The 12,843-nt window shown below is 32.9% G+C and carries 9 protein-coding genes; 6 read left to right on the top strand and 3 right to left on the bottom strand.

Annotation, left to right across the window (positions count from 1 at the left end):
* The first annotated feature begins 9 nt into the window (after window positions 1–9).
* Window positions 10–1,893, top strand: a complete 1,884-nt coding sequence (locus tag J2Z60_RS07310) for a PTS beta-glucoside transporter subunit IIBCA (protein ID WP_209687045.1) — start codon at window positions 10–12, stop codon at window positions 1,891–1,893.
* A 12-nt stretch (window positions 1,894–1,905) separates the two neighbouring features.
* Window positions 1,906–3,387: a glycoside hydrolase family 1 protein gene (locus J2Z60_RS07305; RefSeq protein ID WP_209687044.1), complete on the top strand. Its 1,482-nt coding sequence runs from the start codon at window positions 1,906–1,908 to the stop codon at window positions 3,385–3,387.
* 217 nt (window positions 3,388–3,604) lie between these two features.
* On the opposite strand, the gene J2Z60_RS07300 is transcribed toward J2Z60_RS07305, so the two are convergent.
* Complete coding sequence (locus J2Z60_RS07300) at window positions 3,605–4,528, bottom strand: LysR family transcriptional regulator (RefSeq protein WP_209687043.1); 924 nt, start codon at window positions 4,526–4,528, stop codon at window positions 3,605–3,607.
* A gap of 122 nt (window positions 4,529–4,650) precedes the next feature.
* Between J2Z60_RS07300 and J2Z60_RS07295 the strand changes: the two genes are divergently transcribed.
* Together J2Z60_RS07295 and J2Z60_RS07290 are read left to right on the top strand one after the other, a co-directional pair.
* Window positions 4,651–6,477, top strand: coding sequence for an FAD-binding protein (locus tag J2Z60_RS07295; protein WP_209687042.1), 1,827 nt, complete (start codon window positions 4,651–4,653; stop codon window positions 6,475–6,477).
* Between the two features lie 806 nt (window positions 6,478–7,283).
* On the top strand, window positions 7,284–8,555 hold the full coding sequence (locus J2Z60_RS07290) for an ATP-binding protein (protein ID WP_209687041.1): 1,272 nt from the start codon (window positions 7,284–7,286) through the stop codon (window positions 8,553–8,555).
* 351 nt (window positions 8,556–8,906) lie between these two features.
* Here the strand turns inward: J2Z60_RS07290 and J2Z60_RS07285 are convergent, their stop codons facing one another.
* Together J2Z60_RS07285 and J2Z60_RS07280 are read right to left on the bottom strand one after the other, a co-directional pair.
* Complete coding sequence (locus J2Z60_RS07285; protein WP_209687040.1) at window positions 8,907–9,266, bottom strand: hypothetical protein; 360 nt, start codon at window positions 9,264–9,266, stop codon at window positions 8,907–8,909.
* 12 nt (window positions 9,267–9,278) lie between these two features.
* Window positions 9,279–9,770: a hypothetical protein gene (locus tag J2Z60_RS07280; RefSeq protein WP_209687039.1), complete on the bottom strand. Its 492-nt coding sequence runs from the start codon at window positions 9,768–9,770 to the stop codon at window positions 9,279–9,281.
* Window positions 9,771–10,148: 378 nt separating this feature from the next.
* On the opposite strand from J2Z60_RS07280, the gene J2Z60_RS07275 reads away from it, so the two are divergent.
* Together J2Z60_RS07275 and J2Z60_RS07270 are read left to right on the top strand one after the other, a co-directional pair.
* Window positions 10,149–10,337, top strand: coding sequence for a hypothetical protein (locus tag J2Z60_RS07275; protein WP_209687038.1), 189 nt, complete (start codon window positions 10,149–10,151; stop codon window positions 10,335–10,337).
* A gap of 686 nt (window positions 10,338–11,023) precedes the next feature.
* Window positions 11,024–12,829 carry a DUF2207 domain-containing protein gene (locus J2Z60_RS07270; RefSeq protein WP_209687037.1) on the top strand — a complete coding sequence of 602 codons (1,806 nt, stop codon included), beginning with the start codon at window positions 11,024–11,026 and terminating at the stop codon, window positions 12,827–12,829.
* Window positions 12,830–12,843: the final 14 nt, after the last annotated feature.

The raw sequence follows: 12,843 nt of genomic DNA, 5'->3' as shown, positions 1-12,843 counted from the left end.
GAGATAAAAATGAAATATGAATCAATGAATAAACAAATCATTGCAGCTGTCGGTACAGCAGATAATATTCAATCGGTAGTTCATTGTGCGACTCGATTAAGATTTGTTCTAAAAGATGAAGGCAAAGCAGATGATAAGAAGGCTGAAGCTATTCCAGGCGTTATGCAAGTTGTTAAACGTGGTGGGCAATATCAGCTTGTTATTGGGAGTGAAGTAGAAGATGTCTATAATGAATTAATTAAGATGATTCATGTAGATAACACCTCAAATAGTAATGTACCAAAGAAAAAAACTAATATCTTTGATGCCGTGATTAGTGCCATTACAGGCTCAATTGCACCAGCCATTCCGCTACTTGCTGGTGCTGGTATGGGGAAGGTTCTGCTGTTAATTTTAACTATGACAGGCATTTTGACGGATAAGAGTCAAACATACCAAATGTTAAATCTAATTTTTGATACTGGTTACTTCTTTATTCCGGCTTATGTTGGCTTTAGTGCCGCTAAAGTATTCAACACAGATCAATATTTAGGTGCATTTTTAGGATTAGTAACAGTAAATCCTAATTGGACTGCATTAGTTACAGCAAACAAGCCTGTTCAATTTTTAGGTATGAATGTTCCGTTAATTAAATATTCATCAACACTGATTACTGCAATCATGTCAGTATGGGTAATGTCTTATATCTATAAGTTTATTAAGCGTTGGACTCCAAAAATCGTAAAAATTTTTATGGTTCCAATGTTAACAATGCTTATTACTGCACCATTAACATTCTTACTTCTTGGTCCAATCAGTAACTGGATTTCTGAAGGTATTGCATGGCTTAGTATGTGGTTGTTCCATAATGCAGGAATTATCGCTATTCCTCTTTTGGCTGCTGCTTATCCTTGGCTTGTTTCAATTGGTGTTCACAAAGCATTGTCTCCAATTTCAATTCAATTAGTCGCAACGCAAGGATATGATCCTATTATTCGTGTTGTTGCATTATGTTCTAACATGAGCCAGGCTGCAGCTTCTTTAGCTGTAGGCTTGAAAACCAAAAATAAAAATCTTAAAGGGCTAGCTTTGTCATCAAGTGCTACTGCTTACTTAGGTGGTATCACTGAACCAGCTTTGTTTGGTGTTAACTTGCCATTGAAGAAGCCAATGTATGGTGCAATGATCGGTGGCGCTATTGCCGGTGTTGTTGCTAGCTTTTTAAAGATGAAAGCTTTTATCTACGTTACACCAGCTTTATTAAGTTTACCAATGTGGGTTGGTAAAGCTGAGAACTTTGTCATTCAAGCAGTTATCGTAATTGTAGTTGCAAGTATCGCAACATTTATTGCAACTTGGATTATTGGCTTTGATGATCCTGTTGACGAGGATACAAAGAAAGAAAACAAACTTCCTCAAGCTCAACCAGCAAGTCTAGAAAGAGGTAAAGAACATGAAATAAAATCACCAGTTAAAGGTAAGCTAGAATCATTAGAAGATGTTAACGATGAGACATTTGCAAGTGGTGTAATGGGTAAAGGAATTGCGGTAATTCCTTCAGAAGGTAAGATAACTGCTCCGGCTGATGGCATAGTTACTGCAACTTTTGATAGTAGTCATGCAATTGGATTACATTTAGATAATAATGCTGATGTCTTAATTCATATTGGAATTGATACTGTCGAGATGAAAGGTGAAGGCTTTAAACAATTAGTTAAAAAAGGTGACCACGTTAAAGCAGGTCAGGAATTAGTAGATTTTGATATTAGTAAAATTAAATCTGCAGGTTATGATCCAACTGTTATAATGATTGTTCTTAATACACAAGATTTCTTAAAAGTAGTTCCAGTAATTGAAGATAAAGATCAAAAGAAAGATGTCACTGATGATGACAACGTTTTGATTATAGCTTAAAGGATGATTGAGATGAGTGATTATAAAGTGCCAGAGAGCTTTCTATGGGGCGTAGCAACGTCTGCTAACCAAGTCGAAGGTGCTTGGAATGAAGACGGTAAAGGTATGTCAATAGCTGATTGTGAGCGTTTTGAACCAGAATTATCTGGTAAAGGTTACAAAGCAGTCAATGAAATGACTACTGAAAAAATTGAAAGAGCCTTGTCAGATAATAGCTCAAAAAGCTGGGGTAAAAGGCATGGCGTTGATTTTTATCACCATTATAAAGAAGATATTGCATTTTTAGCAGCTTTAGGTATCAAAACTTTTCGTACTTCAATTTCTTGGAGTCGTATTTATCCTAATGGCGATGATAAGGAGCCTAATAAGCAGGGGTTAGACTTTTATTATCGTGTTTTTAATGAACTAAAAAAGCATCACATCAAACCAGTCATTACTTTATCGCATTACGAAATGCCACTTAACTTATTGCTTAAATACAATGCTTGGTATGACCAAGCAGTAAAAGACTATTTTGTTAAATTTGCTAAAACAGTTATTGATGAATTTCATGATATTGTCAACTATTGGATTCCAATTAATGAAATAGATAGCATTATTCGTCATCCTTATTCATCGGCTGGTTTAGTCAAAGACCGTTTTAGTAATAAAAACTTTGAAGAAGTAATTTATCAGGCTATGTACAACCAATTTGTAGCAGCAGCTGAAATTACTAGATACGTTCATGAGGAATATCCAAATGCTAAAGTCGGTAGTATGATTACTAGCACTATGATTTATCCTTATAATAGTGATCCTAGAAATTCACTAAAAGCACGTCAGATAATGCGTGACAGCTACAATTTCAGTGATATTCAGTTAAGAGGATATTATCCGCCGAGTTTGTTAATACAACTTGAAAAAAAGAATATACATTTGAATCAGACTCCAGAAGAATTAAAATTAATCAGAGATAATACAGCTGACTTTGTAGCATTCTCATACTATTCTTCAGTTTGTACGGCATTTGACACAACTGGTCTTAAGATTACTAACGCAAATAGAACCGTAGGTGTCTTTAATAAGTTCTTACCAACAACTGAGTGGGGATGGCAAATTGATCCAGTAGGCTTGCGAATTACTTTAATAGACTTATACGATCGCTATCAGAAACCATTATTTATCCTTGAAAATGGTCTTGGGGCAAAAGATGAGTTAACAGAAGATGGTAAAGTTCATGATAATTATCGAATTGACTATCTAAAAAAACATATTGCGCAGCTTCTTATATCTATGAAAGAAGATGGAGTGGATATAATAGGCTATTGTGTTTGGGGTACAACTGATATGGTTTCAGCTTCTTCTACACAAATGAGTAAAAGATATGGTTTGATTTATGTAGATCTTGATGATCAAGGAAATGGTAGCTATAAGCGTTATAAAAAAGATTCCTACTATTGGTATCAAAATCTATTGAGACAAGGTACTCAAATACCAGAAAACTTACTAAAATAAAAACAAGGTAGTCAAAACAACATCCCTAAAAGATAGAAAGTATCTTCTTAAAAGGGATGTTGCTTTTGTTGCAACATAAACTGTCTTTATTAGCTAAAACTTGCTACATTTACTGTCTATTTAGGTACTATAAAGCCCATAGTCCCAAGCATTAAAAACACTAAAAAAGTCACATGATTGTGATGTAATGTGTTATAAGTGTCATGACTTTTAGTAATTATTTAGAACCATATTCTTGAATTATTTTAGTTAGATAGTTGGCCACTTCGGCTACTTTTTTAGAATTATTTTGTTTAATAGTTATACCACCATTTAAGTAAAGCATATCTTTAGGGAAATAGACTATCTTAGTGTTTTTTGAATTTATATCTAAGTATTTTAAGACATCAGTAAAAGTAATGGTACAGCCTAAACCATCTATTGCTAATTGACCAGCAGTGATGAAGTCATTAACTTTAATTGTTTTTCTAAGAGAAATACCGTTATCTTCAAACAAATGGTCAACTAGTTTTTGAAAGGCAGAATCGTTAGTTAGAGCTACGAAATCTACTTGTTTTAGTAGTTGTAGACTACTTATAGTAAGAAAACTTCTATCTTTTAGTATGTCAAATAACATATTCTCTTTAGGAATAAGAATACAGCCTTGATCAGTATAAAGTCGCTTACTTAATAGGTTAGTTTGATCTATGGAAGTTGTTCCCCAGAATATATCTATTTCATTTAGTGAGAACATTTTTCCAATGTCTAATGAGGTAAAGACCTGTCTTAGTTCGAAACGAGTATAAGGAAACTTATTCTTTAGCCTTTTTAGAATAATAGAACTAAAGTGTTCAAGCCAAATTGGTGTAAAAGCAATCCTGATAAAAGACTGGTTTTCTTTAGTATATGGAGCAATATCGCGTTTTAATTGTTCCTCAGCATTAATTATCTCATTTAGGGATGAAAGAAACTTATTTCCGGCAGTTGTTAAAGATATTGGATTACTTTTACGGTCAACGATTGTGATTTGATACTTTTCTTCAGCTCTTTTAATAATTTGACTGACATAAGGCTGGCTTAAGAATACCTTGTCTGCCAGTTCACTGATAGTTGATACAGTGGAAACGGTTGATAATATTTTGTATAGTTGATGATTTTCCATAGAATACCTATTGCAAATTTACAATAATTTTTAGCAAAAATAACTATTTCACAAACTGATTATACCAGTAAATAATGTAAGTGTAAGCACTAACATAAATATTAATTAGAGGTAAAAGTATTATGAAGAAACAATATCAGGCTACATATGATGTTTTAGTTATTGGCTTTGGTGGAGCAGGTGCTACTGCCGCTAGATTTGCGGCAGATAATGGTGCCAAGGTATTACTAGTCGATTCAGCTCCTGAAGGTCATGAGGGTGGAAATACCAGATACTGTGGACAACTAATCGGCACAAGTGATAATTATGAGGAAACGTTGAAGTATTACCATGAATTAACATCACCAATGAATTTGCCTGAAGACATGGCTGAAACTTATGTTCATGGCATGGCCAATATGAGAAGTTACATTGAAAAATATCTTGGAATTAAACCAATTAGCGTTAAAAAAGATAAGTTAGACGTAAATAAGATTTCATTTCCATTGAAAGAATCTTTGAGTGAATTTCCAGAATATACTGTCTCTGATTCAATGGACTTTTCGTTAGTTCATCAAGGTATTTTTGATGGTGCATTATGGAAAATATTACGTCAAAAAGTATTAGATCGCAAAGATAAAATTGATGTTTGGTTAGAGTCACCTGCTAAGCATTTGATTCAAGATCCTGAATCTAAGACAATTTTAGGTGCACAAATTGAGAGAAGTGGAAAATTAGTTAATGTTTTAGCTAAAAAGGGAGTCATTTTAACAACTGGTGGGTACGAAAATAATTCTGAAATGGTTCAAAATTATTTAGGTTCATATCGCTTAGTTCCACTTGGTAGTTTATACAATCAAGGTGCAGGTGTACGCATGGCCAGTGAAGTTGGTGCTAAATTATGGCATATGTGGAATTATGAAGCTGGTGGCTCAATTCAACATGGTCTGATTTTCAGTACGCCTGAAGGACAAAGAGCTAGGACAGTGTTTGCTGCTAAACAATTTATGAATGGTTCTATTTTAACGGTAACTGATGACGGAACACGTTATTTCAACGAAAATGAGCATAATAGACATGGACATACTAACAACCACGGTACTTGGCGAATTCCTTATGCACGAAAGAATACACATATGATTTTTGACCAAAAGCAATACGATTACATTAAATCGTTGCCAGAGCCTTATGAAGGTTGGAATAATAGTTTAATTGAGGCAAAGTCAGTTGAAGAACTTGCTGAAAAAATCAATGTTCCTGTTGAAAACTTGAAGAATACAATTAAAACGTTTAATAAATTTGCTGAGGAAGGCAATGATGCTGAATTTCATCGCGATGCTAAAAGTATGAGAGCATTTGAAGGCAATATTTTGTATGCAGTAAAAATGGATTACACAGTGTTAAATACTCAAGGTGGACCGCAGAGAAATGCTAAAGCACAAATAGTGAACTTTGAAAACAAGCCAATTCCACATTTATACGGTGCTGGTGAATTAGGTGGAGTTTGCGCTAATGATTATCAGACAGCCTGCAATATTGCCGAGTGCTTAATATTCGGTAAGATTGCTGGTGAAAATGTAGTTAATGAAACTGAAATTGAATATGAATCAACAAATGAATTAAATGGCATTAATGATATTCTTGATAATACTGACCAAGAAGTAGAATTATCACCAGATCAGTATCTCGGTACTTCAAGTGAAGGAATGGGAGATAAGATCACTGTTAAAGTTACTTATAAAGATAAGGCCATTAAAGCTGTTGAAATTGTTCAACAAAATGAAAGTGAAGATGTTGCAAAGCAAGCTTTAGAAATTATTCCACAAGAAATTGTTAAGGCAAATTCAACAGAAGTTGATGCAGTATCTGGTGCTTCAGCAACCAGTCGTGCAATTAAAGATGCTGTTAATAATGCAATTGCACAAGCAACTAATAGTGCTGATACAACTAGTGGTGCATCGCTGAAGTAATGCATCCCTAAAATGTGCAAGTTAAAAAGTGTTAGATTGTAAAATAAAATTGCTGATGGAAAAATGTTAAATTTCAGGGCGGAAAAATATTAAAATTCAGACTGGAAATTTGTTAAAATACGTAAAAACAATTGTTAAAATTTTACAGTTTCAATAGTAATCAAGACTATCATGAGTCCAATTAATCAATAAGTTCTAATACTGCTAGCAAATAATCCTAAGTCAATTTTATTCGCCGAAAGCACAGTATTAATTGGAGGGGATAAATTTAGATGATAAATAGTTAGCCAGAAAAATACGGCACACCGGCAACTTATTCTTTATAACAGCTAAGTAACTCCATAAAATAATATGCGAGGATGTCTTAAATCCTCTACAAACTAAACTCTACAATGCTGATAATAACCTATCTAGAAGCATTAAAAAGCGTTCTGAAACACTCACTTAGTGTTTACGGAACGCTTTTCTTATGTGAGTGGTTTCTTTGATTTTTAAGTTCTTATATTCGCTAATATAAACTTGATCCACTTAAGCATAAAACGCTAATTTATATTTGACCCACCTCAGTTTTACTCTGAGCTTAAATTTATTTTTTAAGTTTGGAAACCATAAAGTTGTGCTATATTTTTGTCTTCTTAAAAATTAATAAGTCAAATATAGGACAAGTAGTTAATAAATTATACGTACTCTGTTATTACATAATTATCTTTATTCAACATATTTAACAAAATAGTATATCTTTGTTAAATGTACTAAACAAAACGTGATAAAATTATAAAGTATACTAAGCAGAAAGAGTGTTAAAAATGGAATCCGCATTACTTAAGAGCATCATTTTCTCTCAGCATGAAATTATTAGAAATGAAGAAATTGTACCACGAGACTATCAATTTGCTCCTAATGATAATTATGTTTTGGTAGGAATGCGTCGTGCAGGTAAGACGATGATTTTACATGAAATTGTTCAAAAGTTAATTAAAAATGGAGTTGATTGGTCGCAGATTATCTACATTAATTTTGAAGATGAGCGTCTGCAACAAATGACTATTAATGAGTTCAATGACATCGTGGTAGTTGCCAATGAATTAAGTGATGAGAAGTCTTACTTCTTTTTCGATGAAATCCAAAATATTGATGGTTGGGAAAGTTTTGCTAGACGAATGGCTGATGATCATCAAAGGGTATATATTACTGGATCTAACTCAAAAATGATGAGTTCTGAAATTATTGGTAAACTTGGTGGCCGCTACATGATGAAACTAATTACGCCTTATAATTTAAAAGAATTTCTAACGGCTAAAAATATTCAACATGATGAAGCGGCTTTATACACTAATTCATTATTAGCGAAGATTAAAGCTGCAACTGATGATTATTTGCATAATGGTGGTTTACCAGAAAGGTTAACACAGCTAGATGTTAGAGATTATCTAACTAACATTTACCAAAATATCTACTTAGGCGATATTATTAGAAGAAACTCAGTTAGAAATAAGAAATCATTAAGTTTGTTGATCACTAAAATTGCTCAAACAGTAATGCATGAAATTTCTTACAACGGCTTGGTTAAAGCTGTAAAAAGTACAGGTAATACCATCAGTGTTCCAAGTGCAATGGATTATGTTGATTTCGCTAGGGAAGCTTTTCTGTTGTTTGATATCAAGAATTTTGCGGCTAAGTTTTCTGAAAGAGAAAGTTTGCCAAAGTTTTATTTCCAAGATAACGGAATTTTGAATCTGTTTTTGTTTCAAAAAGATAGCATTCTGTTGGAAAATATTGTTGCCATTGCTTTGTATAATCGATTTTCAGAAGATTTGTATTACTTGCATTCCAAAAAGACAGGAATCGATATTGATTTTTATCTACCAAATAAGCATACTGCAATTCAGGTAAGCTGGATGGTTGATGAATTTTCTTCGGAAAGAGAGCTTGGCAATTTGATAAAATTGGCTAAGAATGATAGTAATATTCAAAAACTTTACATTATTACTATGGAACAGGAACAAACTATTACTCAAAATGATGTAAGAATTGAGTTAGTATCACTTTATAAATTTTTGCTGAAGATGGCATGGTAATGGAAAAGAGAGTAAAATGCTCTTTTGTTTGCATGTTAAAAATCTATCCCAAAGCATTAAAAAATGTTCTGAAACACTCACTTAGTGTTTCAGAACACTTTTCTTATGTGCTTATTCACAATAAACAAACTTATGACTATAAATTAGCAGCCAAAAATGAGTAATTTCTGACTATTTTAAATATAAATCAATTGATATTACTTGACTTTAGGTGGGATCGTATCATAATTAATTCACTATTTAGCTTAGACTGTTTAGTGTAATTGCATCAATCTTTGAAAGCAGCACTATTTGCTATTTTTATGGGAAATGTATGACACATCTTGTGGCAATCATTATCTTGCTTGATTTTTACACCAAGTTTACAGCTACCGGATAAATTTTAGGAACATCATACATTCCAATCCATCTTAGAATATATTTCACTGAACCTGCATCCCCAATTAATAGAGATATTTTTTTAAACTCTCTTTGAAAATCTTCTGTTGTTAATTCCATTGGATCCTCTGCAGAAAAGACCATCTCAACTGCTTTTTTAATAAGTTTATCTTCAATGCTCACGTCATCTACACCCATTTCTAATAAAAATAAGCTTAAAGATACAGGGTGCTCAATTGTATCAGACCGCGATAGCGCCATTTCATGGACTGCCTCATATAACATTTTAGTTACAGCCAAATTATTTTCTTTAGTAACATTCCCATTAAACATAGATTATTCCCTTTACATTAATCCAATTGCAATTTTAGCACCAACTTTAGCCATATTTGCTAAATATTCATTGTGTGTTGCTGCCTTTACTCCACGATATACTGCCATCGCTACGGCATCCTCAAGTCCATCAGTATATTTGAGTAGTGGTTTTAATCTTGGGGCTATTTCTTTATTAAAACTTCTTAATACTGCTTTTTCTGCACCTTTACCCATAAATTTTCCAATGTAACTTGCAAATACACGCGGATGTTTTAAAACCTGTTTGATTGCATATTTTATTGCTCCACTACCTAATTTACTTTCTGAAATCGAATTAGGATTTTCAAGAATTACATTATTATGAGGAACTATAAAAGTTTGAGTTTCATTTCCTTGATTATTGCTATAAGATTCAACGGAATCAGCATTAACAATCTTACTAGAAAAAGTTCCAACTATTGGTGCACTTAAAATCAATGCTGATAAAACTGTCAGTAATGTTTTTCTAATTTTTTTGTGCATTTTAAACCTCCAAAGTATAATTTAAAATTATTTTTTAATAATTTTATCAAATACACTTGTTATAAAGCAATAAGAAATTATTTTTTAATCTTTATCTTAAACTTGAAAGCAACAAAATTAGATATATAAATTAATTTAATAAAAGCAGAAATTTCTTAATTAGTATCTATTTTTATTCAATTAGTAATATATTTTTCATAGTGTAAGAATCTCTTTATATTTTAGATTTATAAATTAAAGTATGATTCAAGATGTCGTTGATGCAACTGTCATAAATATACCAACTATTTCGTTAATAGAATTAGGAAAGTATACTTCATCTTTAAAATTATGTGTAGCTATTGCAAATTGTTTAAATAGCTTATTTTGGAGAGAAATATGAAAAAAATCAAAGATGAGGGAATTGAAAAGAAAGATAGCCAGTCGATTATTAGAGCATTTATTCTATTAAATATATTATTACTGGGTTTTATTGTTTTAGATGGATCACCTTTTTTGAAAACGAAATTACCAGTTAATATAGTTATAATGATTATTATGATTATAACGTTTTTTATTTATGTATAGACTTTTACATTTCTAGGACTTTGTTACCAGAAGTTCAGACTATATCTGATATGAAGAAAAAGATTATCCAAATAGGAGAAGGCTTAATATTACTGGGGTAGTTTTATTTGTGTTAAATAATCCCGTTACCATCTTGTCTGTTAGCCAGCTTATAGCTGTACTTATTGTTGCAGATGTTGCATTAATATTGTTATCTACTGTACTTTTGTATGTTTGGGTAAAAATAATATAAAAGTTGGTAAGCAGGATCCACTTAAATTTAACCTAAATTAAAAAAGTTTCGGAATACTCTTTTTTATAAGTAAAGTAGCTTAACTATCCCCACGAGTAAAACATATATAATTAAGGCTTGGTTTTGAAATCTAATTAAAACCAAGCTTTTTTAGCATAAAAAAGGCTCGCATTGGGAATGATGCGAGCCAAAAGTATGGGATAAATTGTGGTCAGTTATGATAACTGACAAATATGTTCAATCTACTTGGAGGAGTAAGAATGAAAATAAAAAAGTTGGATGTTAATGCTAAATAGCTTTTGGGATAATTCCCATCTGCTATGGTTTATATAATAGATAGAAATTGTGAACAAATTGTGATGTTTTTTCATAAAAAAGTTTAAATCTTGTGAGAATTAGTCAAAGTTTGTATTATGAACTAAAAGACAACTCTTGATAAGAAAGAAGGGAAACAATGAAGAAGTTGGTTACATTAATAGCAGCGTTTTTTAGTTTGATTATTTGCTTAACTAGTACTACACAAGTTAAGGCAGACGTTGACTATGATATAAATAATGTAGAAGTTAATGCTAAGGTGAATCCTAACGGCTCTTTATCTATTAGCCGCAAGATTGAATATAGCTTCGATAGTTCGGCGCATGGTATTTATTATCGTCAGAACCTAGATGCTAACCAGGCTTTAATTGATCCGGTAGTTACTATTCAGACTAATAATGCTAATCAAGAAATAGTTAAGCCTGGTAAGGGAGCTAATAATACCTATCAGCTAACTAAGGACGATCAGGGTTATCGCTTCAAGGTCTTTCATAATATTAAGGAAGATTCTAGGGTGACCGTTAGTTATCGTTATACCATTACTAATGCAATTATTAATTGGAAGGATACTGCTGAGCTTAATTTTAAGATTATTGGTAATGGCTGGGATACAGACTTAGATAAAGTGCTAGTAAGAGTTACTATCAATAATGGTAAGCAGGTTCCAGACTTAAGAGCTTGGGCTCATGGCGCAAGTAGCGGTTACATTGAAGTCAATAGGGATAAAGGGCAGTTAGTGCTAGAAGATAATGATGTAAGCGGGGATGAGGGAATTGAACTGCATACAATCTTTCCCAAGAGTATTACTAATTTAAACAAAAATACTAAAAATAAAGTTCATAAGCAGGCAATTATTTCCCAGGAAAAGAAGCTAGCAGCCCTAGCTAATCGTAAGCGAGCAAGGCAAAGAATAGTTCATATCATAATCAGTCTGGCGGCAGTTATTGCTGGTGGGATGATTTCAATTTTTCTTATTTTTAAAATTTTAAAGACTAAAAATATTGCTCCTAAACCACAAAAGATGAGCGCCTTGTCTAGAAGCTATGAGATACCTGGAGTTAGTCCTGTTGCTGCTCAGATCTTAGATACCGGACAGGAGCCTAATTCCGAGGCATTTACTGCTTATATAACCGCTTTAGCTGGTAAAAAGCACCTTAAAATTGAAAAGCTTTCTGGTAAGGATGAAAATTACCAGATTAGTTTAATTGATGAAACTCTAAAAAATGAAAAGTCTCTCTTAGCATACTTGTTTGACTATGTAGGTGATGGACATTCATTTACTACAAAGCGGATGAGAGATATTAAGTCGGATAATCTTGCTAACAAGTATCAAGAATGGCGCAGTGAGCAATTTAATAAAGTTATTGCTGCAGGTTATATTAATGAAGCTTTATGGCAGAGGATTTCTAATCTTAAGTCAGCCTTAATGCTTAGCTCGATTGGAATGTTCGTCATCAGTTGGTGTTTATTGACACTACTTAAAGCAAAAATTCCGACATATATATTGTGGGGCTTGGTTGCTTTAGATGCTATTGCTTATCTCTACTTTAATTATCGGGCTTCGTTTTATACTAATTCAGGAAGTGAATTAACTAATCAAGTTCGTAGCTTCAAGAAGATGATTAAAGATATTGGTAACTTCAAGATGAGAGATGTGGGTGAGTTGATCTTCTGGGAAGATATCATGCCTTATGCCGTTGCATTTGGCTTGTCAGATAAGGTAATTGATGAATTGCATACCGAATTCTCTGAGCAAGAATTATCTAATGGATTTGTAAGTGGGATCTGGGTAAGTCATCACTTAGATCTTGGCTTTGCGGATAGCTTTTCTTCAAGCTTAGAACATGGAGCTAGTGTTAAAAGCTCAGGTTCTGGCAGCTCTGGCGGGTTTTCAGGCGGAAGTTCAGGTGGCTTTGGTGGAGGATCTGGCGGTGGTGCCTTTTAAATTGAAGGTTAGGA

Origin of the sequence: Lactobacillus colini (assembly GCF_017874575.1) — a bacterium.
In the GTDB taxonomy this organism is placed as follows: Bacteria; Bacillota; Bacilli; order Lactobacillales; family Lactobacillaceae; genus Lactobacillus; species Lactobacillus colini.
Note: the sequence above shows the minus strand (reverse complement) of the source record. Positions and strands in the feature narration are given on the sequence as shown.